The sequence below is a fragment of the Bacillus sp. FSL K6-0923 genome (assembly GCF_038630825.1).
Taxonomy (GTDB): Bacteria; Bacillota; Bacilli; order Bacillales; family Bacillaceae; genus Bacillus; species Bacillus pumilus.
This window is the reverse complement of record NZ_CP152044.1, coordinates 2,558,324-2,582,229: the sequence shown is the minus strand read 5'-3', so window position 1 is coordinate 2,582,229 and position 23,906 is coordinate 2,558,324. Positions and strand designations below refer to the sequence as shown.

Annotated in this window: 29 protein-coding genes and 1 other annotated feature; of the genes, 21 read left to right on the top strand and 8 right to left on the bottom strand. The window is 41.2% G+C overall.

Translation table 11 applies throughout. From position 1 onward, the window contains the following. Nucleotide 1 precedes the first annotated feature (1 nt). The 10 genes from MHI16_RS13215 (at nucleotide 2) to MHI16_RS13170 (ending at nucleotide 10,117) form a co-directional block, all read left to right on the top strand. The gene (locus MHI16_RS13215; protein WP_058015098.1) at nucleotides 2-1,024 is read left to right on the top strand and encodes a glyceraldehyde-3-phosphate dehydrogenase; all 1,023 of its coding nucleotides are present in this window, start codon (nucleotides 2-4) and stop codon (nucleotides 1,022-1,024) included. 234 nt (nucleotides 1,025-1,258) lie between these two features. Beyond that, entirely contained in the window at nucleotides 1,259-1,639 is a 381-nt protein-coding gene (gene speD, locus MHI16_RS13210; RefSeq protein WP_058015099.1) for an adenosylmethionine decarboxylase, read from the top strand. 186 nt (nucleotides 1,640-1,825) lie between these two features. Beyond that, a complete protein-coding gene (locus tag MHI16_RS13205) occupies nucleotides 1,826-2,212 on the top strand; it encodes a hypothetical protein (protein ID WP_058015100.1) in 387 nt (128 codons plus the stop codon). Nucleotides 2,213-2,216: 4 nt separating this feature from the next. Continuing rightward, nucleotides 2,217-2,675 carry a transcriptional regulator NrdR gene (gene nrdR, locus MHI16_RS13200; RefSeq protein WP_003216720.1) on the top strand — a complete coding sequence of 153 codons (459 nt, stop codon included), beginning with the start codon at nucleotides 2,217-2,219 and terminating at the stop codon, nucleotides 2,673-2,675. 102 nt (nucleotides 2,676-2,777) lie between these two features. Beyond that, nucleotides 2,778-4,202 carry a replication initiation and membrane attachment family protein gene (locus tag MHI16_RS13195; RefSeq protein ID WP_058015101.1) on the top strand — a complete coding sequence of 475 codons (1,425 nt, stop codon included), beginning with the start codon at nucleotides 2,778-2,780 and terminating at the stop codon, nucleotides 4,200-4,202. Nucleotides 4,203-4,219: 17 nt separating this feature from the next. Beyond that, nucleotides 4,220-5,149: a primosomal protein DnaI gene (gene dnaI, locus MHI16_RS13190; protein WP_058015102.1), complete on the top strand. Its 930-nt coding sequence runs from the start codon at nucleotides 4,220-4,222 to the stop codon at nucleotides 5,147-5,149. A 33-nt stretch (nucleotides 5,150-5,182) separates the two neighbouring features. Continuing rightward, complete coding sequence (locus MHI16_RS13185; RefSeq protein WP_058015103.1) at nucleotides 5,183-5,821, top strand: TVP38/TMEM64 family protein; 639 nt, start codon at nucleotides 5,183-5,185, stop codon at nucleotides 5,819-5,821. Nucleotides 5,822-5,881: 60 nt separating this feature from the next. Further along, a complete protein-coding gene (ytxC, locus tag MHI16_RS13180; protein WP_058015104.1) occupies nucleotides 5,882-6,751 on the top strand; it encodes a putative sporulation protein YtxC in 870 nt (289 codons plus the stop codon). Nucleotides 6,752-7,088: 337 nt separating this feature from the next. Beyond that, nucleotides 7,089-9,029: a threonine--tRNA ligase gene (thrS, locus tag MHI16_RS13175; RefSeq protein WP_058015105.1), complete on the top strand. Its 1,941-nt coding sequence runs from the start codon at nucleotides 7,089-7,091 to the stop codon at nucleotides 9,027-9,029. A 167-nt stretch (nucleotides 9,030-9,196) separates the two neighbouring features. Beyond that, a complete protein-coding gene (locus MHI16_RS13170) occupies nucleotides 9,197-10,117 on the top strand; it encodes a methyl-accepting chemotaxis protein (protein ID WP_342497982.1) in 921 nt (306 codons plus the stop codon). Between the two features lie 57 nt (nucleotides 10,118-10,174). Here the strand turns inward: MHI16_RS13170 and MHI16_RS13165 are convergent, their stop codons facing one another. Continuing rightward, complete coding sequence (locus MHI16_RS13165; RefSeq protein WP_061409040.1) at nucleotides 10,175-10,954, bottom strand: HAD family hydrolase; 780 nt, start codon at nucleotides 10,952-10,954, stop codon at nucleotides 10,175-10,177. A 175-nt stretch (nucleotides 10,955-11,129) separates the two neighbouring features. Between MHI16_RS13165 and MHI16_RS13160 the strand changes: the two genes are divergently transcribed. The 8 genes from MHI16_RS13160 (at nucleotide 11,130) to MHI16_RS13125 (ending at nucleotide 16,706) form a co-directional block, all read left to right on the top strand. Further along, a complete protein-coding gene (locus tag MHI16_RS13160; protein ID WP_342497981.1) occupies nucleotides 11,130-12,887 on the top strand; it encodes a sensor histidine kinase in 1,758 nt (585 codons plus the stop codon). After that, complete coding sequence (locus MHI16_RS13155; RefSeq protein WP_342497980.1) at nucleotides 12,884-13,621, top strand: LytTR family transcriptional regulator DNA-binding domain-containing protein; 738 nt, start codon at nucleotides 12,884-12,886, stop codon at nucleotides 13,619-13,621. The genes MHI16_RS13160 and MHI16_RS13155 overlap by 4 nt, the downstream gene beginning before the upstream one ends. A gap of 137 nt (nucleotides 13,622-13,758) precedes the next feature. Continuing rightward, complete coding sequence (gene lrgA / locus MHI16_RS13150; protein ID WP_058015109.1) at nucleotides 13,759-14,202, top strand: antiholin-like murein hydrolase modulator LrgA; 444 nt, start codon at nucleotides 13,759-13,761, stop codon at nucleotides 14,200-14,202. Nucleotides 14,203-14,216: 14 nt separating this feature from the next. Beyond that, nucleotides 14,217-14,912 (top strand): antiholin-like protein LrgB, encoded by a 696-nt coding sequence (gene lrgB / locus MHI16_RS13145; RefSeq protein WP_170966027.1) that lies wholly within the window; start codon nucleotides 14,217-14,219, stop codon nucleotides 14,910-14,912. 129 nt (nucleotides 14,913-15,041) lie between these two features. Next, nucleotides 15,042-15,173: a sequence feature (ribosomal protein L20 leader region), on the top strand. Nucleotides 15,174-15,244: 71 nt separating this feature from the next. Beyond that, nucleotides 15,245-15,760 (top strand): translation initiation factor IF-3, encoded by a 516-nt coding sequence (infC, locus tag MHI16_RS13140; RefSeq protein WP_034620611.1) that lies wholly within the window; start codon nucleotides 15,245-15,247, stop codon nucleotides 15,758-15,760. Nucleotides 15,761-15,784: 24 nt separating this feature from the next. Next, on the top strand, nucleotides 15,785-15,985 hold the full coding sequence (gene rpmI, locus MHI16_RS13135) for a 50S ribosomal protein L35 (RefSeq protein WP_003216324.1): 201 nt from the start codon (nucleotides 15,785-15,787) through the stop codon (nucleotides 15,983-15,985). Between the two features lie 31 nt (nucleotides 15,986-16,016). Further along, nucleotides 16,017-16,376 (top strand): 50S ribosomal protein L20, encoded by a 360-nt coding sequence (rplT, locus tag MHI16_RS13130; protein ID WP_003216409.1) that lies wholly within the window; start codon nucleotides 16,017-16,019, stop codon nucleotides 16,374-16,376. A 63-nt stretch (nucleotides 16,377-16,439) separates the two neighbouring features. Beyond that, entirely contained in the window at nucleotides 16,440-16,706 is a 267-nt protein-coding gene (locus MHI16_RS13125; protein ID WP_310426524.1) for a DUF1294 domain-containing protein, read from the top strand. Nucleotides 16,707-16,723: 17 nt separating this feature from the next. On the opposite strand, the gene MHI16_RS13120 is transcribed toward MHI16_RS13125, so the two are convergent. Further along, entirely contained in the window at nucleotides 16,724-17,128 is a 405-nt protein-coding gene (locus tag MHI16_RS13120) for a hypothetical protein (protein ID WP_003216690.1), read from the bottom strand. Nucleotides 17,129-17,307: 179 nt separating this feature from the next. Here MHI16_RS13120 and MHI16_RS13115 point away from each other — a divergent pair, with 179 nt between their 5' ends. Both MHI16_RS13115 and cstA read left to right on the top strand, forming a co-directional pair. Beyond that, on the top strand, nucleotides 17,308-18,396 hold the full coding sequence (locus MHI16_RS13115) for a M42 family metallopeptidase (RefSeq protein WP_050943605.1): 1,089 nt from the start codon (nucleotides 17,308-17,310) through the stop codon (nucleotides 18,394-18,396). A 352-nt stretch (nucleotides 18,397-18,748) separates the two neighbouring features. Beyond that, entirely contained in the window at nucleotides 18,749-20,545 is a 1,797-nt protein-coding gene (cstA, locus tag MHI16_RS13110) for a carbon starvation protein CstA (RefSeq protein ID WP_003216709.1), read from the top strand. Nucleotides 20,546-20,586: 41 nt separating this feature from the next. Here cstA and sspI read toward each other — a convergent pair whose 3' ends face one another. Further along, nucleotides 20,587-20,808, bottom strand: coding sequence for a small acid-soluble spore protein SspI (gene sspI / locus MHI16_RS13105; RefSeq protein WP_003216243.1), 222 nt, complete (start codon nucleotides 20,806-20,808; stop codon nucleotides 20,587-20,589). A gap of 113 nt (nucleotides 20,809-20,921) precedes the next feature. Between sspI and MHI16_RS13100 the strand changes: the two genes are divergently transcribed. After that, nucleotides 20,922-21,665 carry an RNA methyltransferase gene (locus tag MHI16_RS13100; protein ID WP_058015112.1) on the top strand — a complete coding sequence of 248 codons (744 nt, stop codon included), beginning with the start codon at nucleotides 20,922-20,924 and terminating at the stop codon, nucleotides 21,663-21,665. Nucleotides 21,666-21,829: 164 nt separating this feature from the next. On the opposite strand, the gene MHI16_RS13095 is transcribed toward MHI16_RS13100, so the two are convergent. The 5 genes from MHI16_RS13095 to MHI16_RS13075 form a co-directional block, all read right to left on the bottom strand. After that, nucleotides 21,830-22,126 carry a hypothetical protein gene (locus MHI16_RS13095; protein WP_152982320.1) on the bottom strand — a complete coding sequence of 99 codons (297 nt, stop codon included), beginning with the start codon at nucleotides 22,124-22,126 and terminating at the stop codon, nucleotides 21,830-21,832. 78 nt (nucleotides 22,127-22,204) lie between these two features. After that, a complete protein-coding gene (locus tag MHI16_RS13090) occupies nucleotides 22,205-22,579 on the bottom strand; it encodes a zinc-ribbon domain-containing protein (protein WP_152982321.1) in 375 nt (124 codons plus the stop codon). Nucleotides 22,580-22,666: 87 nt separating this feature from the next. Continuing rightward, on the bottom strand, nucleotides 22,667-22,831 hold the full coding sequence (locus tag MHI16_RS13085; RefSeq protein WP_235567059.1) for a hypothetical protein: 165 nt from the start codon (nucleotides 22,829-22,831) through the stop codon (nucleotides 22,667-22,669). A 92-nt stretch (nucleotides 22,832-22,923) separates the two neighbouring features. Beyond that, nucleotides 22,924-23,310 (bottom strand): hypothetical protein, encoded by a 387-nt coding sequence (locus MHI16_RS13080; protein WP_235567060.1) that lies wholly within the window; start codon nucleotides 23,308-23,310, stop codon nucleotides 22,924-22,926. A gap of 303 nt (nucleotides 23,311-23,613) precedes the next feature. Then, nucleotides 23,614-23,874, bottom strand: a complete 261-nt coding sequence (locus MHI16_RS13075; RefSeq protein WP_235567061.1) for a hypothetical protein — start codon at nucleotides 23,872-23,874, stop codon at nucleotides 23,614-23,616. Nucleotides 23,875-23,906 lie beyond the last annotated feature (32 nt).

The window sequence follows — 23,906 nt, the reverse complement described above, 5'->3', positions numbered from 1 at the left end:
CATGAAGGTAAAAGCAGCGATCAATGGATTTGGCAGAATTGGACGCATGGTCTTCAGAAAAGCAATGCTTGATGATCAAATTCAAATTGTAGCGGTGAACGCAAGCTATCCTGCCGAAACGCTAGCACATTTAATTAAATATGACACAAATCATGGACGTTACGAATGCGATGTGACAGCAGAAGATGACGCCCTGATTGTAAATGGGAAAAGAGTGCTTTTGCTCAATAACAGAGACCCAAAGCAGCTTCCGTGGGGAGAGCTTGGGATTGATATCGTTATAGAAGCAACAGGAAAATTCAATTCAAAAGATCAAGCGATGGGCCATATAGTTGCCGGAGCGAAAAAGGTCGTACTTACAGCTCCAGGTAAAAATGAAGACGTTACAATAGTAATGGGTGTCAATGAGGATGATCTTGATCCTGAAAAGCACGTCGTTATTTCAAACGCATCTTGTACAACAAACTGTTTAGCACCAGTTGTCAAATTGTTAGATGATGAATTCGGCATCGACAACGGTTTAATGACAACGGTTCATGCGTATACAAATGATCAAAAAAATATCGATAACCCGCATAAGGATTTGCGCCGGGCAAGAGCATGTGCCCAGTCCATTATTCCAACTACGACGGGTGCCGCTAAAGCGCTTTCTTTAGTGCTACCGCACATGAAAGGGAAATTGCATGGACTTGCACTGCGCGTGCCAGTCTCCAACGTATCGATGGTTGATCTTGTCGTTGACTTGAAAAAAGATGTGACAGCAGAAGAAGTCAATGCAGCCTTCTCAAATGCATCAAAAACTTCTCTATCCGGTATTTTAGATTACACGGATGAGCCGCTTGTTTCTACAGACTTTAATACGAACCCTTATTCAGCTGTCGTAGATGGACTGACAACGATGGTGATGGGGGATAGAAAAGTAAAAGTTCTTGCATGGTATGACAATGAATGGGGTTATTCATGCAGAGTGGTGGATCTTGTGAAGTTTGTCGGGTCGCAGATGAAAGAGCTTTCTGCTGTTTGAAATGAAGAAGACGAACGTCCCTTTTCAAGAAATGAGAGAAAATCCCATTGAAAACACAGCTTGCAAAATGGGTCTAAACAAAGTATACTATTTTTCGTGAACTTCTTGTTCGCAGACTCATTCGGGTATACTTAAAGGGTTAGGACCTCTTTGGACTAACTTTCCCCCGTGGTATATGTCCGGTCCGGCTGCTTAGAACTTCACTCTTTCATTCTTGTTTAAGGGGGGTCCATGATGGAAACAATCGGACGTCACGTTATCTCCGAGTTATGGGGATGCGACTGTGATAAACTGAACGACATGGATTTTATTGAAAAAACGTTTGTAAATGCAGCTTTGAAATCAGGAGCTGAAGTAAGAGAGGTTGCTTTTCACAAATTTGCACCTCAAGGAGTAAGTGGAGTTGTCATTATTTCTGAATCTCATCTGACAATTCACAGCTTTCCTGAACATGGTTATGCGAGCATAGATGTTTATACTTGCGGCGACCTAGATCCGAATATTGCAGCAGATCATATCAGAGATGAATTAGGCGCTGAAACAAGAGAAAACATTGAAATTCCTCGAGGCATGGGACCTGTACAAGTGAAACAGGCACAAGCCAAAGCACTGTAAACATAAAAAAAGATCGCAATGGGAGCTGGCCAAAAGCATTGAAATGCCTTTGTGTTATGCTCCTTTTTATATTTGTTTGATAGAGAAAATCCAACATTCCCCAACTTGCCTATACTTTTGTTCTAGGAAAACAAAGGTTTTTTTTATAAAATAAAGAAGAGGTATTATGGCAAAGGGGATACGTATATGACTTTAGGACAAAAGTTCAAACGATTCATGTCAAACCATACAGAAACATCTGACGAGCATCCACTACCAGAACTGAAAAGCCATTACTACAAATCGACGAATGCGCAAGTTTTTCAAGCGCTGGAAGCCATGCTTTCCGGGCACGCTTCCTATCAAGTGACATCTGTTTCAGCAGAACGAGGTGAAATCAGCGCCAACATCACAATGCCGAAAAAAGCCTTTCTCGTAGCGACTGTCATTTCAATTCGTCCTTTTGAAACAGCTGTCGATTTTAATGTGACAACAGAAACAGCACTGCCAACAGATTTTGGCTATAGTGAGAAAACGGTTTTTTCCCTTTATGATGAACTAGACAAACAACTTCCAAGAATAGATCGGAGCTGATGAAATGAAATGTCCCACATGTCAGCACCTTGGTACAAGGGTGCTTGATTCAAGACCAGTAGATGAAGGGAAATCCATCCGTCGTAGAAGAGAGTGCGAAAGCTGCCAATATCGCTTTACGACGTTTGAGAAATTAGAAGAATTACCACTGATTGTGGTGAAAAAAGAAGGAATTCGTGAAGAGTTCAGCCGCGAAAAGATGCTGAGAGGACTCATTAAAGCGTGTGAAAAACGTCCAGTTGCTTTAAAGCAGCTGGAGGATGTCTGCTTTAATATCGAAAAAGAACTGCGTAATCAAGGCATGTCAGAAGTGAAAAGTGAGCTTGTAGGTGAAATGGTGATGGACGAGCTGGCAAAAATTGATGAAGTGTCTTACGTCAGGTTTGCCTCCGTTTACCGGCAGTTTAAAGATATCAATGTCTTTATTGATGAATTAAAAGATTTATTAAAGAAAGAACGCTAAAAAAGAGCTGAAGATTCTTCACGCTCTTTTTCCTGCGTAAAGCGTAAAACGTAAAAAGGGTGTACAATAGAAACAATTGCAATTCATGGGGAGGATCAGCATATGACAGAGCATTGGAAGGAAGTGCTAGCCGTCGATCCGTATGTCGTCAAAAGCGCTTCATTGCTCGGTGACATCGATAGACAGCTCATCACTCTTTTATATCAGCCGCTTATAGGCATGTCCGCTTTCAGCTTATATATGACGCTGTGGGGAGAGCTGGAACAAAATCGTATGTGGGGGAAACCCGCACCTCATCGGCAGCTCATGGTCATGCTGCAAACGAATTTGAATGATATTTTTGAGGAACGTTTAAAGCTTGAAGCGATTGGTTTACTGCGCACATATGAACAGGAAACGGAAGAAGGCAGACTGTTTACATATGAGCTTGTACCGCCGCTAAGACCAGATGAGTTTTTCCAAGATGGTATGCTGAATGTCCTGCTGTACCATCGTGTAGAGAAAGCGAAATATATGCAGCTTCGTGATTATTTCTCATATCCTGGTGTTCCGGCAGAGGCAAGGAACATCTCACGGTCGTTTGAAGAAGTCTTTCACGTATTGCAGCCAGGTGAACGCAGGATGACAGAAGAAATCAATCAGGCGTCATCACTTGATCAAGGCTATGAATATGTCACCGTTGGATCGAGTCAGCCTGCTCCGCTCTCAGACGATTCCTTTGATTTCGATCTATTGTTAGCAGGCATGTCTGATATGATGATTCCAAGAAAGGCTTTGACTAAGCAGGTGAAAGAAACCATTAAGAAGTTAGCGGTTGTATACGGCATCACCCCGCTTCAAATGCAAAATATTGTAGCAGGCGCCTGCGGTTCTGATCAAATGATCTCAACAGAAGAACTGAGAAAAGCAGCAAGAGACTGGTACCAAATTGAATACAGAGGCGAGCAGCCAAAACTCATTGATCAAAAACAGCCGAGACACTTGCGTCAAGATGCTTCAAAAGCGCCGGTATTAGATACGCCAGATGCAAAATTGATTGAAAAGCTTGATCATATTTCGCCTAGGGAGCTGCTAAAAGATATGGCTGACGGCATTGAGCCAACATATGCCGACTTAAGAATTGTCGAAGATATTATGCTTGAGCAGCAGCTTGAGCCAGGTGTCATGAACGTTTTGATCTACTATACATTACTGAAAACAGATATGAAGCTGTCGAAAACATATATGCAAAAAATTGCCGCTCATTGGGTGAGAAAGAAAATTAAAACCGTAGCGGCTGCCATGAAAATTGCCAAAGAAGAGAACAGGCAAATGACAGAGTGGGCGCAGCAGAAAAAGCAGCGCAGCACGTACGGATCAGGGAAAGTCGTCCGTGAAGAGAAGCTTCCTGACTGGATGAAAGAAACTGAAACGAAAGAACAGCCGGCAAAAGAACAAACAGACAGCCTATCGACAGAAGACCTCGAACGAGAAAAAGAAAAACTGTTAGATCAGTTTAAAAATATGAAAAAGTACAATGCACATTAAGATGAGGTGAGATGAGGATGAAACCGATCGGTCGTTCATTTGAACAGCTAAAAGGGCGCGTAGATTTTCGTGTGAGATACAATCAGATTAAAGAGAGTGTGTTATCTGATGAAAACGTAAAAGCCTTTTTACAGGAGCACCAAGAAGACATACACGAAGACATGATCAATCGCAGCTTGAACCGGCTTTTTGAATATGTGCAGCAGTCGAAGGGCTGTTCATATTGCTTAGATGAAGAAAGCGTCAATGCGATTTTAGACGGTTATCACCCGAAGCTTGTGATCAAAGGTCAGAGTATTGATATTGAATATTCCCCTTGTCCAGTCAAGCTGCGGCTCGATAGACAGAAAAAACAGCAAGAGCTCATGAAAAGCATGTACATTCCGCAAAATGTTCTTCAAGCAACGTTTGCTGATCTGAACGTTGTGGGAAGACAGGAAGTCATTCAAAAAGTAGGACAATTTCTGCAAAGCTATGATGAGACGGGCAAAGGGAAGGGCTTATATTTACACGGGAAGTTTGGAGTAGGAAAAACGTATATTCTGGCAGCCATTGCGCAGCAGTTAGCGGAGAAGGAATATCCATCTCTCCTTGTGTACGTGCCTGAATTTGTGAGAGAGTTAAAAAATTCGTTAGCCGATCATACATTAGAATCAAAATTGAACATGGTCAAATCCACCCCTATTCTAATGCTTGATGATATTGGGGCAGAGTCGATGACAAGCTGGGTTCGTGATGAACTGCTCGGAACGATTTTACAATACCGTATGGCAGAGCAGCTGCCGACTTTCTTCTCTTCTAATTTCTCACCAAGTGAACTGAAGCATCACTTTACGTACTCACAGCGCGGGGAAAAAGAAGAGGTCAAAGCCGCTCGTTTAATGGAACGGATTCTCTATTTAGCAGAGGCAGTCTTGCTCGAAGGAGAAAACCGCCGTCATTTATAAAAACGTCTATCACGTGAAGGAGGAGCAAATGAAATGAACAAAAGAAAATGGCTGCTTTTTCTCGTGATTGCAGGTCTCGCTGTTTTACTTTGGTGGCTGAACAAACAGCATCTTCAGCTGGCACCGAAAGATGTGAAGAATTGGGTGCTTCAATTTGGATTGCTGGCCCCCTTTGTTTTTCTTTTCTTATCTCTTTTTCGCCCGTTTGTTCTCGTCCCACTTACGGTCTTTTCGCTGGCAGCGGGTTTGGCCTTCGGAAGTGTTCTTGGGACGATTTATGCTCTCGTCGGTGCTACCGCCGGGGCAACAGGCTCCTTCCTGCTTGCCACAACCTTTCGCTCCAAAAAGAAGGAAACAGAATCAAGCAGCCGGAAGCTGAGAGCGGTGACATCCCGCATTCAGGAGCATGGCTTTCTTTACATTTTGTTATTGCGTATTGCCCCAATCCATTTTGACTTTGTCAGCTATGCGGCAGCAGCTTCACGTGCGAATTATCGTGCATTTACGGCAGCTACCTTTTTAGGCTTAATACCGGGTACAGTGGCATTAAATGTCCTTGGATCAAGCTTTGTCAGCGGCAATTATGCCGCTTTAGCAATCGTTTGTTTGATTTATCTGATCTTTATCTCAGTTCCACTTATTTTAAAAAGAAAGATGCCTGATTTATTTTAGGCGTCTATTTTTTATGTTCTCCCCATATATATGTAACAGATGTCGTTAGGGGGGACAAACATGCTTGAAATAATCTTTGAAGATGAATATGATACCGCCGCTTTTTTACATCTTGCTGAACACTTGGACAGTCGGCATCACATGTCAATTCAACAAGGGAAAGACCGGCTTCTCATAGAGGCGAAGGAATCAAAAGAAGGACTTGAGCCTATTGTGCGGCCATTACTGGTTCACTTTTTTTTGGAATGCAAAGAAAATGAGCGCATGCGCAGCATTCTTGAAAACACGTATTTATTTAAAGATCCTGAAGAGCAGCACCAAATTCTTTCCATCGCCCACAGCATCATGAATGGGGATTTAGATGATATTCCCGGCATTCATCAAGAACCGTCAAGAGAAGCCCTGTTAACAAAGGAGCTTGAGACGATTTCTTTACAGCAAGGTATTTTTTCAATTGGTTCATTTATGACATTCAGACTGTCAGAGTATGACAGGAGGCTGAAGAACTATGTTGAAGTCTCCATTGAAGAATACAAAATGGAACAAGAATATCAAAACTTCATTCAATCGCTTCGAGACTATGTGATGGCAAAAGAACCAAAGCTCGAAAAAGTACATGTTGTGCATCAGGATCGCCTGATGATTTGGGAATTTCGGTACGCTTCTGAGCGTGATCAAAAACAATACATAGACAGACAGTTTGTAAGAGAGCATCCAATGTATATTGATTCGCAGCTGATTGCACCACTCGTATCCATAGCGCCCCAAAAGATTGATCTGTTTACAAATGATACAGGTCACTCGATGGTACAGACCATTCAAAATATTTTTCAAGAAAGGGTCGAGGTATTCCCGGCTCATTCATTTCAAGAACACAATGTTCAATTTGTCCATGACCATTTGGAACAGAAAAGTGAAAAGCTTTCTTGATTTTCACGAAAAAACGTTTTATAATACGGTGTAACTTCATACAGAGACCGTATTGATAAGGACATGAACAAATGAACACCCGCTTAAAGAGAGGGAAGCCGCGGCTGAAAGCTTCCTAGCAGAGGACCATTTGCTTTACCACCTTTGAACATCAGCTGTGAACGTTTTAGTAATGGCTGACGGGAATTCCCGTTATCGAACCACAAGCCGTGTTTGCTTATGAAAAAGTAAGCTGCAAATACGGGAAAAAGGGTGGAACCACGATTCCGTTTTATTCAACCTCGTCCCTTTCCAGGGGGCGGGGTTTTTATATTGCCAAAAAAAGGAGTGACCAGAGATGTCAGAACAAATTCAACTTACATTTCCAGATGGAGCAGTCAAGGAGTTTGACAAAACAGCTACAACAGAAGACATCGCGGCATCAATTAGCCCAGGCCTAAAGAAAAAAGCGCTTGCCGGTAAATTGAACGGCAAAGAAATAGATCTGCGTACGCCGCTATTAGAAAGTGGAACAATTGAGATCATTACAGATAAAAGTGATGAAGCGCTCGACATTATGCGCCACAGCACAGCTCATTTGCTAGCACAGGCAATCAAACGTCTGTATGGAAAAGAGCATCACGTTCAGTTTGGCGTAGGTCCTGTGATTGAAAATGGCTTCTACTACGATGTGGACATCGATGTTGCCATCACACCGGAAGATTTACCAAAGATTGAAAAAGAAATGAAAAAAATCATTAACAGCAATCTGCCAATCGAGCGAATTGAAGTATCAAGAGAAGAAGCGAAAAAACGCTTTGAAGCGATTGGTGATCAATTAAAGCTTGAGCTGTTAGAAGCGATTCCAGAAGGTGAAGCTGTTACGATTTATGAGCAGGGTGAATTCTTTGACCTCTGCCGCGGCATTCACTTGCCATCAACAGGGAAGATCAAAGAGTTTAAGCTGTTAAGCCTTGCAGGTGCATACTGGAGAGGTGACAGCAACAATCAAATGCTTCAGCGTATTTACGGTACAGCTTTCTTCAGCAAAGATGATCTAAATGAGCATTTACGTCTGCTTGAAGAAGCGAAAGAACGCGATCATCGTAAACTAGGAAAAGAGTTGAAACTGTTTGCGAACTCTCAAAAGGTAGGTCAAGGTCTACCGCTTTGGCTGCCAAAAGGCGCAACGATCCGCCGCGTTATTGAGCGTTACATTGTTGATAAAGAAGTACGCCTTGGTTATGAGCATGTGTATACACCAGTTCTTGCAAATGTTGAATTGTATAAAACTTCAGGGCACTGGGCGCATTATCAAGAAGACATGTTCCCTGTGATGGAAATGGACAACGAAGATCTTGTTCTTCGTCCGATGAACTGTCCGCACCATATGATGATTTACAAAAACGAGCCGCATAGCTATCGCGAATTGCCAATTCGTATTGCAGAGCTTGGTACAATGCACCGTTATGAAATGTCAGGTGCTTTATCCGGCCTTCAGCGTGTTCGAGGTATGACATTAAACGATGCACATATTTTTGTTCGTCCAGATCAAATCAAAGACGAATTCATTCGTACAGTTCGCCTAATTGAAGAAGTGTATCAAGACTTTGGCTTGAATGACTACACATTCCGCTTATCTTACCGTGATCCAGAAGATACTGAGAAGTATTTCGACGATGATGCCATGTGGAATAAAGCGCAATCGATGCTAAAGGATGCAATGGACGAGCTTGGTCATGACTATTATGAGGCAGAAGGCGAAGCGGCATTTTATGGTCCGAAGCTTGACGTTCAAGTGAAGACAGCTCTTGGAAAAGAAGAGACATTGTCTACTGTACAGCTTGATTTCTTACTTCCAGAGCGCTTTGATCTCACATATATCGGAGAAGATGGCAAGCACCATCGTCCAGTCGTGATTCATAGAGGTGTTGTTTCTACAATGGAGCGTTTTGTAGCCTTCTTAATTGAAGAATACAAAGGAGCCCTTCCAACTTGGCTGGCACCTGTACAATTCCAAGTCATCCCGGTTTCACCGTCTGTCCATTTAGACTATGCGAAAAAAGTACAAGAACGTTTGCAGCTTGAAGGTCTTCGTGTAGAGCTTGACAGCCGTGATGAAAAAATCGGATACAAAATTAGAGAATCGCAAATGCAAAAGATCCCGTACATGCTCGTCGTCGGAGATCAAGAAGCAGAAAATGGCGCTGTCAATGTTAGAAAATACGGAGAGCAAGATTCAGAAACGATGGATCTTGAAGCCTTTGTGAAACATGCAGTGGCAGAAGCGAAAAAATAATCTTTTTCAAACGAAGCAGTCAGTGATCTTTCTCTTTAGATCACTGGCTTTTTCTTGGGAAAAATCCTCCACTGGTGATCCAGTCCCTTGAATGATACGTTTAGATAGTACGAAAGTATGGGTAAGTATGTACTATTGGTTCGAGTTAGATTGGGGGAATGAAAGCGATGATGCAAACAACAAACACTTTATCATCACAAGTATTGGAGCGAACAGCAGTACTTCGTGCATTGGAACACTCACTGGCGATGATTGAATTTGATGTGACAGGAGAAGTCCTATGGGTCAATGATATTTTTGCAAAAGCCATGGGATATTCAAAGCAAGAGATGATTGGTTTAAAACATAGACAGTTTTGTCCTCGTCATATTGCAGAGCACGCAAGCTATCAAATGTTTTGGAAGCGTTTGAAAGAGGGGCAAGTCTTTCAGGAAAAGGTGCAGCGGATGACGAAGAATGGTGACAGCTTATGGCTTGAAGCAACCTATACACCTGTCCGTAATGAAGAGGGAAACATAGTGGGTGTTGTGAAAGTCGCAACAGACATAACAGAGAGAGAAAACACGATGAAACAGGTCGTAGACGATTTAAAGGAGATGTCTGCAAAATTAATGGAGCGAGCAGAAGTGGGCATCCAGCATAGTCAAAGAGTCAATGTCTCCTTTGATCATATAGCAAACGAAACAGATCAAAATATGAGCTTACTAAAAGGATTAACAGAGCAGGTAGAGTCCATCAGCTCCATCGCTACAACGATTAACAGCATTTCTTCACAAACCCAGCTCCTTGCATTAAATGCGGCGATCGAAGCAGCCCACGCAGGTTCCTATGGAAATGGCTTTAGTGTAGTGGCGGCAGAAATTCGAAAGCTTGCAACTAATTCAAAAGAAGCGATCGTCAAAGTAGATCAATATGTAAAGGCGATTCATGCGGAAGTAGAGAAGGTCAGCAGCGGAACGAGCCGGGCCCAAACAACGGTGTTTACAAATCGTGATCTTGTGAAGCAGGCAAACGAGGAATTTATCAATATAGGAGAAGCAGCCCGCAGTTTAGACAAGCAAGCGCAAAGTCTAGCAGGATTTGTGTAGTTTGAGCACACAAAAAACACCCAATCTCGTCAGGAGAAGGGTGTTTTTTCATTTGTTCTATTTTAATATATCAAACAATTCATGTAAGTCTTTGATTTCATAATCTGGCGTTACATCTGTTTCATTCTTTTTACCATGTCGATTGATCCAAACGGTTTGAATACCAGCGCGAGATGCCCCAAGAATATCTGTTTTTGGATTGTCTCCAACCATGATCACATCGTCTTTTGTTAGATTTAACAGCTGAAGGCAGTGCTCAAAGATGCCAGGGTCAGGTTTGCCTTTCCCGTAATCTCCTGAAATCACAATTTCATTAAAATAAGGTGCAAGCTCAGGAACACCGGCCAGTTTTTCTTTTTGAAGACTAGGATCTCCGTTTGTTAAAAGGAGCAATTCATAGCTGCCTTTCAGGCGGTCTAAAACAGGGTACGTTTCTTCATAGACAAAGGGGCGTTTTCTCCGCTCGGCTGCAAAGAAATCAGCCAAATATTGTCCAAATGCCTCATCGTCAATTCCTGCTTCTTTTAAGCCATTGGTCCAAGCGTTCTTGCGGTACTCTGGTGCAAGGGCATTCAATTTTTGAAAGCCTTCGCTAATCGGTTCACTAAAATTGGACCACAGTCCTTCGAAAGGATTAATTCCGATCATGACAGTATAATCATATGTTTCATAGGACGAATACAGCTTTCTTGCTTCTTCACGAACAATCTGTTCAAATGTTTCTGGATTCAGTCCATATTTCTTTTCCGCTTCGCGGCATGTTTCCTGAAAAGTGGTGTGAATGCTTTTTTCATCCCAAAGCAAAGTATCATCTAAATCGAAAAATACGGCTTTCATGATCTTCTCCCTTGTTATGTATGTGTTACCTTCAATTGCAAGTGACGGCTCAAGTTTATTTTACAATAGAAGATGAGAGCAATAAAGAAAAGATTTGAGAGATATTTGAACATTGACCGCACATGATAAAATAGAAAGACAGTAAATAATACATACATCAATTGAGGTGGCAGGTTTGCTTCATTTAATTATTATGATGATCGAGCGTGTTGGGATCATCGTTATTTTAGGGTTTGTGCTTGCCCATGTGAAGGGTTTTCGCAATCTATTACTTCATAATGAAGGGGTTCGAAAAAAGGCAGTCCTTGTCTTTATTTTTGCTTCTTTTAGTATTATCAGCAATTACACAGGAATTGAAATCCAGCAGCAGATGGTCATGAATCATGAGTTTTCCTATCATCTCGGCTCATCAAGTTCGATTGCCAATACGAGAATTATGGGGATCGAAATGGGCGGATTAATAGGAGGGCCATTTGTTGGCATTGGCGCAGGGCTTTTAGCTGGGATTCATCGCTATTCATTAGGAGGAAGCACGGCACTCAGCTGTGCGATTTCTTCGATTTTAGCCGGTGTGATTGCAGGCTATGTCGGCAGCAGGTTTAAGCGGAAGAATCGAATGGTGACACCTCGCCAAGCCGCACTTTTTGGTGTGGCAATGGAATCCTTGCAGATGATCATTATCCTTCTATTTGCAAAGCCATTTGCTGATGCTTGGGGGCTTGTAAGTATCATTGCTTTGCCGATGATTTTTGTGAATGGAATTGGCAGCTTTATCTTTTTATCGATTTTACAGTCAGTCATTCGGCAAGAAGAGCAGGCAAAGGCGATGCAGACACACCGTGTATTTTCAATCGCCGATCAAACGCTGCCTTTCTTCCGCCAAGGGTTAAATGAACAGTCATGTAAAAGTGTGGCGGAGATCATTCATCGATTAACAGAAACAGATGCGGTCTCCTTAACCGATACAGAAAAGATTTTAGCGCATGTTGGAGATGGGACGGATCATCATATTCCATCGAAAAGCCTGATTACAGGACTGTCGAAACAAGTATTGATGAGCGGCAAAATTATGAAGGCGCATTCGAAAGACGAAATCAATTGTTCAGTCACCCATTGTCCGCTCCAAGCGGCGATTGTGCTGCCCCTCACCTCTAATGGTCAAACGATCGGAACGTTAAAAATGTATTTTAATTCTCCGGTCGGATTAAGCAGGGTAGAAGAGGAGCTTGCAGAAGGCTTGGCGATGCTGTTTTCCACACAGCTTGAGCTTGGAGAGGCAGAAACCCAAAGCCGCCTGCTAAAAGATGCAGAGATCAAAGCGCTTCAAGCGCAAGTGAATCCGCACTTTTTATTTAATGCCATTAATACCATCTCTGTCTTGTGCAGAACGAATGTAGAGATGGCTAGGAAACTACTGCTGCAGCTGAGTATTTATTTTCGATCCAATTTGCAAGGCGCCCGCCAGCTGCTTATTCCACTTCATAAAGAAATGCAGCATGTAGAAGCATATTTGTCACTTGAACAAGCAAGGTTTCCAAATAAATACCACGTGACCTTTCAAATTGAAAAGGAGCTTGAGCAGGTGATGATTCCGCCATTTGTGCTTCAGGTACTTGTTGAAAATGCAGTGAGACACGCTTTTCCTAAACATCAAACGAGCTGTGAAGTCATCGTATCTGCTGTGATGAAAGATGGGCATGTCAATATGAAAGTGACGGATAATGGACAAGGAATCGAGAATGACAAGATGGCTCAGCTATTAAAAGCACCTGTTGAATCCAAAGAAGGAACAGGTACCGCTCTTTTCAATTTAGATCAGCGGTTAAGAGGGATTTTTGGCAGACAAGCCGCTCTATCTATTCATAGCGGCCAAGGCACTGACATCTCATTCCGCATTCCAATGGACTATGTAAAAAAGGATGATTTTCGTTGATAAACGTATTAATCGTAGATGATGAAGTGTTAGCAAGAGACGAATTAAAATACTTATTACGCAGAACGAAAGAGGATGTTCAAATAGAGGAAGCAGAAAATATAGAATCTGCTTTTGACCGGATGGTGGATCATAAGCCGGACTTGCTCTTTTTAGACATTGATTTATCAGGTGAAAATGGATTTGATATTGCCAAAAGACTTAACCGAATGTCAGATCCGCCAGCGATTGTTTTTGCCACAGCCTTTGATCAATATGCGCTAAAGGCGTTTGAGGTCAGTGCGCTTGATTATTTAACAAAACCATTTGATGAAGAACGGCTATTGCAGACGATCCAAAAGTTTAAAAAGTGGAAGTCTGTTGAGACGCGAGACCATCAGCTGTCAGATGAGAAAATTCCCCATCAGCAAAAATTAGCCATCTCAGTCGATGACTCAATTGTCATTCTGCAAGTAGAAGAGATCATGTATGTTGGGCTTAGTGAGGGGAAAAAGGTTGTGAAAACAAAGGATCACATGTACGAGGTCACAGAACCGCTTGTGGTCATTGAAAAGAAACTCCCTGAGGCTTACTTTATGAGGGTTCATCGAAGCTATATCGTGAACACCTCTCATATGAAAGAAGTACAGCCGTGGTTTAATTCGACGTATAATCTGCATATGACAGACGGGTCGATTATTCCAGTCAGCCGTACTTACGCCAAAGAACTAAAGAAGTCGCTCCTGCTAGAATAGGACGGCTTTTTTTATTTGTATTTCAATACTCGTTTTCTGCATTTCATTCATTGAATCTGGTGAGTTTGATTGTAAACGCTTCATTCATTTATTTCATGCCTTATACTGAGGGCAGTCGAAGAAAGAGGTGAAGGGGCATGAGTGCCACTAAAGTATATGGATTTCTATCTCAAGCATTTATCTTTGCAACCGTAATGTTCGTTTCTAATCTCATTTCAATGTATTTACCAATTCCGATGCCTGCATCTGTGATTGGTCTAGTTCTATTATTTGTTTTGCTGACAACGAAAATCGTCAAACTGGAGCAAGTGGAGCAATTAGGTACATCATTGACAGGGCTCATTAGCTTTCTATTTGTTCCCTCTGGTATCTCGGTTATTCAATCACTAGGTGTCATGCAAGAAGTAGGTGTGCAAGTCGTTGGTGTCATCATCATTGCAACGATTATGTTACTTGCAGCGACAGGGCTATTCTCGCAGCTTCTCTTGCAATTATCAGAAAAACCACAGAAACGTAAAGAGACAAAGGAGAGCAAATCGACTCCTTCTCATTCTAATAAACCAGCTTCAAGTACGCATTAAAGGAGAGATGCAGGATGGGTACAAGTACGATGAGTCCTTATTTTGGTATAGTCGTCTCATTAGTCGCCTTTGGAATCGGTACATTCTTATTTAAAAAATCAAAAGGCTTCTTCTTATTTACACCACTTTTTGTGGCCATGGTGTTAGGTATTTTATTTTTAAAAATTGGCGGTTTTTCCTATGCAGATTACAATGAGGGCGGCAAGATTATTAAGTTTTTCTTAGAGCCCGCGACCATTGCTTTCGCTATCCCGCTTTATAAGCAGCGTGCATTGCTAAAAAAATATTGGTGGCAGATTTTATCCGCTATTTTTGTAGGATCACTTTGTTCCATTACAATTGTGTATGTCGTAGCAAAAGGAATTCATCTTGATGCAGCGGTAATGAAAAGTATGCTCCCGCAGGCAGCGACGACTGCGATTGCTCTTCCGATTGCAAAGGATATTGGCGGAATTGCAGATATCACAGCCTTTGCGGTCATTTTTAATGCAGTCATCGTGTATGCACTAGGTGCTTTCTTCTTAAAATGGTTTCGAATTAAAAATCCAGTGGCAAAAGGGCTTGCACTCGGTACATCAGGACATGCACTTGGCGTCTCTGTTGGGATTGAGATGGGTGAAGTGGAGGCGGCCATGGCAAGTATCGCCGTTGTGGTCGTAGGAGTTGTGACCGTCATTGTCATCCCAATCTTTATGCAATTCATTCTTTGATGGCGTCATTGTTTTGAAAAAGCCTTGCCCTATTCGTTTAATCATGCTAAGATGAAAAAGTTGTTTCAAGAGTTCGGTTACTTGACGGACGAATGAAAATTGTGTAGAATAATTAACGAATTGAATAGATATCACAAGCAGAAGCACCCGCTTCTCACCTGATTGACACGTGTTTGTAGTTGACAGGTTGACCGTACATTTATTTTTTCATGCAAATGTTCGCAGTGTGGGTGTTTTATATGCCCACACTTTTTGTTTGCCTGTAAAACATACAACGAAATGGTCAAAATGAATTGTGAACTCAATTCAAAATCTCATGGAGGTGGCTCACTATTAGCAAAGATCAATTAGTTAATGAAGGTATTCGTGCGCGTGAAGTTCGTTTGATCGGACAAAATGGCGATCAGCTGGGGATTAAAACCCGCCAGGAAGCTCTGGAAATTGCTACGAAAGCCAATCTTGACCTTGTGTTAGTTGCTGCAAATGCAAAACCACCTGTTTGCCGAATCATGGACTACGGTAAGTTCCGATTCGAACAGCAGAAGAAGGATAAAGAGGCACGTAAGAATCAAAAAATCATTAGCTTAAAAGAAGTTCGGTTGAGCCCGACAATCGATGAACATGATTTTAACACGAAGCTCCGCAATGCAATCAAATTCCTTGAAAAGGGCGATAAAGTGAAAGCTTCTATCCGCTTTAAAGGCCGTGCGATTACGCATAAAGAAATCGGACAGCGCGTGTTAGACCGTTTCTCTGAAGCTTGCGCTGAAGTAGCAACAGTAGAAACAAAACCTAAGATGGACGGACGTAGCATGTTCCTCATGCTTGCACCAAAAGTCGAAAAGTAAAGTAACAGAGGGAGGAAACATCCAATGCCAAAAATGAAAACTCACCGCGGATCTGCTAAACGTTTCAAAAAAACAGGTTCTGGTAAACTTAAACGTTCTCATGCGTACACAAGTCACTTGTTCGCTAACAAATCTACAAAGCAAAAGCGTAAATTGCGTAAGAGCGCAATCGTAAGTGCTGGAGATTTCAAACGTATTAAACAACAACTTGCAAACATCAAGTAATCTGGAATAGGAATCATAGGAGGGAATTACAATGCCAAGAGTAAAAGGCGGAACTGTGTCGCGTCAGCGTCGTAAAAAGGTTCTTAAATTAGCAAAAGGTTATTTCGGTTCAAAACATAGATTATATAAAGTAGCAAACCAACAGGTGATGAAATCTGGAAACTACGCTTTCCGTGACCGTCGTCAGAAAAAACGTGACTTCCGTAAACTATGGATCACTCGTATCAATGCTGCAGCTCGTATGAACGGTCTTTCTTACAGCCGTTTAATGCATGGCCTAAAGCTTTCTGGTATCGAAGTAAACCGCAAAATGCTTGCTGACCTTGCTGTGAATGACCTAAGTGCATTCAATCAGCTTGCTGATGCTGCAAAAGCACAACTAGACAAGTAAGTCATATGAAAGATCATTCCGTTGAGGGGTGATCTTTTTTGCTCATCATGTGAGGTGAAATGAATGAATATCGCGTTGATTGTGCTGCTGATCTTGGTAAATGGCTATGGTTTCTTTCTCATGGGAGAGGACAAGCGCCGGGCAAAAGCGCATAAATGGAGAATTTCAGAGGCGCACTTATGGAGTGCTGCCGTGCTTTTTGGGGCTGCTGGATCGTATCTAGGGATGCAGTATTTTCGTCATAAAACAAAACATCCTGTCTTTCAAATTGGCATGCCAGTGTTAATCATGGTGCAGTTGATCATATTAGGATATATCAAGTTCATCTGAAAAAGGAGCAGACGCCATCAAGACGGCGTGTCTGCTCCTTTTTTTTGTTTGATTTTTTTAATGGGCTGATCCCAATCAATTTTTGTTTGAGGATAACGTTCGATGATGTTTTCCTCCAATTTTTCAAAGTCTTCTAATGTAAATTCACTTAGCTTCTCAGGTGACTCCGTCCAAACGTAAATGGAGTGGACAAACAGAGGATGATCCTTAGAAGGAACATGCTTTTCCCCTTCAAACAAGACACCTTTATAGACGAAATTAAAATTTTTACGTGCATTTTGCTGTTCGTCCATAAAATAAAAGCCTTCTTTTAATTGTGCTTGTTTCAGCTTTCTTCTCGGGTTTGAGAAGAATTTTACCGCCATGTAGAAGATGTAGACAAGCAGTGCAACAAGAGCTAGTCTAATGAGGATTACAAACATGACAGGATGCACCTCCAATACCGTTATCTGATGTATTACGAATGAAAAGGGCAAAAGGTTTCAACTTTTTTTAAAAAAATATTTCGGAAAACGAAAAAATATTCATAAAAAGATCGTATTGAACGAAAAAGGTTTTGTATAATAAGAATGCACCATGAAGATAAAGGAGGATATATGGAATGACAAAGCTAGATCAAACATTAACTATGCTGAAAGACCTAACGGATGCAAAAGGGATTCCAGGAAATGAACGTGATGTCAAAAAAGTCATGCAGACATACATAGAATCATATGCAGATGAAGTCTCTAGTGACCGCCTTGGCAGCTTAATCGCTAAAAAGGAAGGAAACGCAAACGGACCTAAAATTATGCTCGCTGGTCACTTAGATGAAGTAGGATTCATGGTGACAAAAATTGATGACAAGGGCTACATTCGCTTCCAAACTGTCGGCGGATGGTGGTCACAGGTCATGCTCGCGCAGCGTGTGACCATTGTAACGAAAAAGGGAGACATTACAGGTGTGATTGGCTCAAAGCCGCCGCACGTCTTGTCACCTGAAGCTCGAAAAAAATCGATTGAGATTACAGATATGTTTATTGATATCGGTGCATCAAGCAAAGAACAGGCAATGGAATGGGGCGTTCTGCCTGGAGATCAAATCGTCCCTTATTTTGAGTTTACAGTGATGAATGATGAAAAAATGCTCCTTGCAAAAGCATGGGACAACCGTATCGGCTGTGCAGTAGCGATTGATGTCATGAAGAACTTACACAATACTCAGCATGAGAATATTGCTTACAGTGTTGCAACTGTACAAGAGGAAGTTGGCCTGCGCGGGGCCAAAACAGCAGCGGCTACAATCCAGCCTGATATAGGGTTTGCCATTGATGTTGGTGTAGCAGGAGACACGCCGGGCATTACTGAAAAAGAAGCAACAAGCAAACTTGGCAAAGGGCCAACGATTGTTGTATTTGATGCTTCGATGGTATCTCATAAAGGGCTTCGAGATTTTGTTGTCCAAACAGCGGATGAATTGAACATCCCTTACCAATATGACTCCATGCCTGGCGGCGGGACAGATGCTGGCGGCATCCATTTAACTGGTCATGGTGTGCCATCTCTATCGATCGGGATACCAAGCAGATATATTCATACCCATGCAGCGATGATTCACCGAGATGATTATGAAAATGCAGTGAAGCTTTTAACAGAAGTGATCAAAAGACTTGATCAAAAAACGGTTGAACAAATCACGTACGGTTCTTAAGTAAGAATGCCTTTCCTCAGTATAGGGGAAGGGCTTTTTTTATTTCTTTGAATTTCCCAGGAAATGAACGCTGTTTTATCATTACGTCAAAAGAACTGTTTTTGACAGAAGAAGAAAAAATATTCTAGTGAATAAGGCACATGTGATCTGGCTTTTATTTTTGTAAGATGAAAGCAATAAAAAGGACAGAGCCTAAAGAATGCCCTGTCAAAAGAGAGTTTATGGAAGTAGGTGAAGCTACCTCAAGAATAAACATATTATTCACATTTGTCAACTTGGTTTTAAAAGAAAGAAAAATCAATCAATTTATGTTATATTTGTAACAAATTGTTTGTGCAAAGGGGATGGTTAAATGAATGCGGTTACAATTGTCATAGCATCTATGTGTATTTTAGCGATTGCCTATCGTCTTTATGGCACATTTATGATGGTCAAGGTCTTAAAGGTGACAGACGATCATCCTACACCGGCTCACACATTAGAGGACGGGAAAGATTATGTACCAACTAATAAATGGGTCACATTTGGGCATCACTTTGCTGCGATTGCAGCTGCCGGTCCGTTAGTGGGGCCGATTTTAGCTGCACAATTCGGGTATTTACCGGGTCTCCTTTGGCTGTTAATTGGCGCAGTGATTGGCGGAGCTGTACATGATCTTGTCGTCTTATTTGCGTCGATGCGAAAAAAGGGGAAATCGTTATCAGAGGTAGCGAAGGAAGAGCTAGGACCTGTCGCAGGATTTTGTACAGGGCTTGCGATGCTGTTTATCATTACGATCACAATGGCAGGTTTGTCTATGGTGGTGCTTCATGCATTAGAACGTAACCCTTGGGGGACATTTGCAGTCGGAATCACGATTCCAATTGCGATGGGTGTTGGACTTTATTATAAAAAAACAGGCAATTTAAAACTAGCCACAACTGCGGGATTTATTTTGCTGATGGTTGGTGTATTCCTTGGGCCGAATATTCAAGGCACGGCACTTGGCGATCTTTTAACACTTGATACAAAAACGCTTGCTCTTGCTCTGCCGATCTATGCTTTTTTTGCTGCGGCATTGCCGGTATGGCTGCTGCTCGCACCGAGGGACTATTTAAGCAGCTTTATGAAAATAGGTGTTTTTATCGCCTTGATTGCTGGAATCTTTGTCGTCAATCCAACAATTCAATTCCCAGCCTTTACGGAGTTTGTGAATGGAGGAGGTCCTGTTTTAGCTGGTCCTGTCTGGCCTTTTATTTCAATTACCATTGCTTGCGGTGCCATATCTGGTTTCCACGCATTTGTTGGATCTGGGACAACGCCTAAGATGCTTGACCGCTGGAGTGATATGAAGCCTGTCGCGTTTGGCGCAATGCTAGTAGAATGTCTAGTTGGAATTATGGCGTTAATTGCCGCTACGGCTCTTCATCCAGGCGATTATTTTGCGATCAACAGTACGCCAGAAGTGTTCAGAACACTTGGGATGAGTGTCGAGAACCTTCCGCAGCTGAGTAAGGAAATTGGTCTTGATTTAGAAGGAAGAACAGGTGGAGCTGTGACATTAGCTGTAGGAATGGCGTATATCTTTACGGGAATTCCGTTCTTTGGTCATTTGGCGTCTTATTTCTTCCAATTCGTCATTATGTTTGAAGCCGTCTTTATTTTAACCGCTATTGATGCAGGGACACGTGTGGCACGCTATTTAATTCAAGACTTCTTTGGTGAAGCTTATAAACCGCTTAAACGAAATGACTGGGTCCCTGGGTCGGTGTTCGCAAGTGCGCTTGCTTGTTTTATGTGGGGGTACTTGCTGTACTCTGGAGACATCGGGTCGATTTGGGCGCTGTTTGGGGTGTCAAACCAATTAATGGCATCGGTCGGTCTCATTATCGGAGCAACCGTTGTATTAAAAATTGCAGATAAAAGGCGATATATGCTGACTTGTTTAATTCCACTTGCTTACTTATATGTGACAGTGAATTATGCGGGCTATTGGATGGTAGCAAATGTATACCTTAATCCCGAGGCATCAGGCTACAGCGTGCTGAATGCGGTGCTGTCGATCATTATGCTGATCTTAGGGTTTGTGATTATTGTGTTTGCAATTAAAAAGTGGGTCGACATTTGGCGTGATCCAGCGCTTCGGATGGAAACACCGATTACTGGCTAAATGAAAAAGCCGGTTTGCTTATGATAGCAAACCGGCTTCTTTTATTGCTGCTGATGAGGCTTTAAGCCTTGCTCTAATGTTTCAAGAATCTCGTTTTTCTCGTTTTCTGATGCTTCTTGCCATAGCACTTCGAACAACACGCCAAGACCTGGCAGCATTTTTTCCTCACCGCTTTGAATGGCATCTAAAATCGTATGCTCAAGCTGCTCTTGATTATGGCCAGTGATGTTTTGAATGACTGCGCCTCTTAAATTAAAATCCATTGCCCACACTCCTTTTTTGATGGTAATAGCCCTATTCTGTCTCAAAGACAGGTTTATTATGTAGTGTGCATGAGATATAATAAATTCATGATATTTAAAGGAGTTAAAGTCGCTTGAAATATATAGAATCAGCAAAAAACACAAACATTAAACAGTGGAAAAAGCTCCATACAAAAAAAGAACGAACGAAAACGGGGCTGTTTCTCGTGGAGGGAATCCACTTAGTAGAAGAAGCATTGAAGAGCGGGGTTGTGAAAGAATTAATGGTCACATCGCCTGATAAGCTTCCTTCTCATATCGATTCTGACATTGAGCTTTATGAACTGAGCGAAGAAGCCTTTTCCGCCATGACCGAAACGGAAACGCCTCAGCACATCGCGGCAGTTTGTACAGTTCCAGTATTTGAAGAAAAGAAGTATGAACGACTTCTTCTGTTAGATGCAGTGCAGGACCCAGGGAATTTAGGCACACTCATTCGGACAGCAGATGCCGCTGGTCTTGATGCTGTGATCTTAGGCGATGGAACAGTTGATGCATATAACGGAAAAACGCTCCGTTCCGCCCAAGGGTCACATTTCCACCTGCCAATTTTAAAGCAAAGCCTTCAGCAGATCATACCAGCATGTAAGGAGCAAGGCATTCCTGTATACGGAAGTGCGCTAAACAATGCGAAAACGTATAGAAGCGTAACGGCAGAAGGTCCGTTTGCATTGATTGTTGGCAATGAAGGAGCGGGTATAAACCAAGAGATTCTGCAAATGACAGACCACAATTTATATGTGCCAATGTATGGCCAGGCAGAATCATTAAATGTGGCTGTTGCAGCGGCTGTACTTGTTTATCATTTGCGTGGATAGTGTTGCACCGAAAAGCAGAATAAACTTCTGTATTCATTGGCACATAAGGGCTAAGTATCATTCAACTGGAATTCAATGCGTGTTATTTATCTCAAAAACGAACCTATATTGCACCCATAAAAAGAAATATCATGTTCTTTGTCAATAGAAAAAGAAGTAGCATATCACACTACTTCTTTGAACTTTCTCCATTCGATTAAAAATCTCTTTACTGCAATTACAGGATCATGTTCACGATAATCCACCATAATATAATATCCATTTTCTTCAGCATATCTTTGCTTACATTGATCTATCGTCTCTTGATCTACAACAGATCGAGTGAAAGCATCCTGAAAATGTTGTTTACCATGAACCACGATATACACATTATATTTAGGTAGGTGGAAGTCATATCTGCGTATTTTCCCATCAATTGATACAGGGTACTCTGCTTGATATTTGACTTTCATCTCCCTCAAGATATTCCCGATTGCTTTTTCACCTGTTGAACTCGTACATTCGGGGCAACTTGTTTGATTAGTTGTGCGAGTATTTATTTAGGTTTGCCATTCATGACCTTGTTCACATTTCCAATACGCTTTATACCTGTTGCCTCTTTTATAGTCAAATGGAGTACCTGTATTTCTTTCACAATCCCATTCTGATGCTATTTCAGGGCGCTTTACTGCCAAGTAATTACAATACGCACATTCAAAGTTTTTATAAAATGCGTCTTTATTTCTGTTTAACTTGGTGTAACTATTAACTGATTTCGCTTCTTTTTCTGATTGAAGTTTATTGCACTTATCACAGCGAAAAAACACTTTGCTTTTTGATCCATATGAAATATCATGAAATTCTAAGTTGTTATTATCTTGTGGATGAAAGTATTTCTTTAGATTTGGTCTCACATCAAGTAATGATTTTTTCACCAAAACCAACCTCCCTACTCCTATTATATTTGTCAATCGAAAGGAGTAAGGATCAAGGAGAGGGGAATCTTTAATATTCCACCCATTTTAATCATCAGGTTGTTCAAAGTGTGTCAGGATATACTTTGTGTTATGTTCACCTTCTAAATAATCATTCGCAGTTTCTTTAGTGATAGTAGCTTTAATAATGCTTGGTACCCTAAATTGAAGGCTTTTTTCATCTTTTAATTTTTTAAACATATCTGATGACATTTACCGCCAATTTCACCTATTGTATCTGTAGAAATTCTAAATCTATTGTAGGTTGTATTAATGGATGTAAGCAATCCTTCAACTTCCACTTCTTAAGTAAATATTTTGCTCTTTTCTTTTAAGATCTGCGTCAACATATCTAACTTATCATATGACTCTTTTCCAAACTCTACTGATTTTTCACCACGAGACTTAGTGTTCGCTTCTAATGAAAGTGCAAATTTATTATCTACCACATCTTTTAATAAATTTTTAATACTTTTTATTGTTTCTAAGGAGTATTCCTCATCAATCTCAATCGGCTCTTTAATGTCTTTTTTGTGTATATCATCAATTATCTCGAATAGGTTATTTAATGATTTTTCAGGTACTTCAAATAGATAAACTTCATTGGGCTCTGTTTTCAACCAAACTCCAAAAGATGAAGGCTGTAAGGAATCCAATCTCAAATTTATTTCATGAGTAGGGAGCTGATCCATGACTTTACTGCCAATATCATAAGGGCAATCCCATTAATGGATTTCTTTAAGTGATCCAATACTTTCAAAAAGACATTTAAACCTATATCATGGCTATTATTATCATCCTTTAAGATTAGTTTAAATCTAGAACTGTCAATAACATCTTCCTCTACCCTGTAGAGCTCTTCATCAGTTAAGTGATCATATTCTGCAAAGAAATCGGTCTCAGGAAAACTCAATGGTTCTAAGTTTGTATCATCTACTTTAATAAGATTAATTTCTGCATCTGGATTTTCAACAGTAGAATCAATAATTAAATAATTACCTATTTTTATTTTTAAAATTCATTAACAAACCTAACACAGAAATTCTTTGTTGAAGTAACTCAAGATGCTCTTTAGTTGAGATGGGACTAAAGAACCTCTTATCAACATCATCGCTTACTTCTTTAAAGTAGTAATTTAAATACAAATCATTATCGGGAGTCCTAGAAATGAAAAACAAAGGGAAGTCAAAATACTCAAATACATTAATCATTTCTGAATTTTCAAGTTCCCCATATGAAATTTTATCTTGTTTCACTTTCCTACTCCTCTCCAACAAAAACATCCATC

What these genes read in the sequence shown, in the direction of transcription:
- MHI16_RS13120 (WP_003216690.1), bottom strand. Translation starts at nt 17,128, where the DNA reads ATGTTTGTAATCCTCATTAGACTAGCTCTTGTTGCACTGCTTGTCTAC.
- cstA (WP_003216709.1), top strand. Translation starts at nt 18,749, where the DNA reads ATGAATGCGGTTACAATTGTCATAGCATCTATGTGTATTTTAGCGATT.
- MHI16_RS13215 (WP_058015098.1), top strand. Translation starts at nt 2, where the DNA reads ATGAAGGTAAAAGCAGCGATCAATGGATTTGGCAGAATTGGACGCATG.
- thrS (WP_058015105.1), top strand. Translation starts at nt 7,089, where the DNA reads ATGTCAGAACAAATTCAACTTACATTTCCAGATGGAGCAGTCAAGGAG.
- nrdR (WP_003216720.1), top strand. Translation starts at nt 2,217, where the DNA reads ATGAAATGTCCCACATGTCAGCACCTTGGTACAAGGGTGCTTGATTCA.
- dnaI (WP_058015102.1), top strand. Translation starts at nt 4,220, where the DNA reads ATGAAACCGATCGGTCGTTCATTTGAACAGCTAAAAGGGCGCGTAGAT.
- MHI16_RS13185 (WP_058015103.1), top strand. Translation starts at nt 5,183, where the DNA reads ATGAACAAAAGAAAATGGCTGCTTTTTCTCGTGATTGCAGGTCTCGCT.
- lrgA (WP_058015109.1), top strand. Translation starts at nt 13,759, where the DNA reads ATGAGTGCCACTAAAGTATATGGATTTCTATCTCAAGCATTTATCTTT.
- MHI16_RS13165 (WP_061409040.1), bottom strand. Translation starts at nt 10,954, where the DNA reads ATGAAAGCCGTATTTTTCGATTTAGATGATACTTTGCTTTGGGATGAA.
- MHI16_RS13080 (WP_235567060.1), bottom strand. Translation starts at nt 23,310, where the DNA reads ATGGATCAGCTCCCTACTCATGAAATAAATTTGAGATTGGATTCCTTA.
- lrgB (WP_170966027.1), top strand. Translation starts at nt 14,217, where the DNA reads ATGGGTACAAGTACGATGAGTCCTTATTTTGGTATAGTCGTCTCATTA.
- MHI16_RS13115 (WP_050943605.1), top strand. Translation starts at nt 17,308, where the DNA reads ATGACAAAGCTAGATCAAACATTAACTATGCTGAAAGACCTAACGGAT.
- ytxC (WP_058015104.1), top strand. Translation starts at nt 5,882, where the DNA reads ATGCTTGAAATAATCTTTGAAGATGAATATGATACCGCCGCTTTTTTA.
- MHI16_RS13125 (WP_310426524.1), top strand. Translation starts at nt 16,440, where the DNA reads ATGAATATCGCGTTGATTGTGCTGCTGATCTTGGTAAATGGCTATGGT.
- MHI16_RS13195 (WP_058015101.1), top strand. Translation starts at nt 2,778, where the DNA reads ATGACAGAGCATTGGAAGGAAGTGCTAGCCGTCGATCCGTATGTCGTC.
- rplT (WP_003216409.1), top strand. Translation starts at nt 16,017, where the DNA reads ATGCCAAGAGTAAAAGGCGGAACTGTGTCGCGTCAGCGTCGTAAAAAG.
- sspI (WP_003216243.1), bottom strand. Translation starts at nt 20,808, where the DNA reads ATGGATTTTAATTTAAGAGGCGCAGTCATTCAAAACATCACTGGCCAT.
- rpmI (WP_003216324.1), top strand. Translation starts at nt 15,785, where the DNA reads ATGCCAAAAATGAAAACTCACCGCGGATCTGCTAAACGTTTCAAAAAA.
- MHI16_RS13205 (WP_058015100.1), top strand. Translation starts at nt 1,826, where the DNA reads ATGACTTTAGGACAAAAGTTCAAACGATTCATGTCAAACCATACAGAA.
- MHI16_RS13170 (WP_342497982.1), top strand. Translation starts at nt 9,197, where the DNA reads ATGATGCAAACAACAAACACTTTATCATCACAAGTATTGGAGCGAACA.
- MHI16_RS13085 (WP_235567059.1), bottom strand. Translation starts at nt 22,831, where the DNA reads ATGTCATCAGATATGTTTAAAAAATTAAAAGATGAAAAAAGCCTTCAA.
- speD (WP_058015099.1), top strand. Translation starts at nt 1,259, where the DNA reads ATGGAAACAATCGGACGTCACGTTATCTCCGAGTTATGGGGATGCGAC.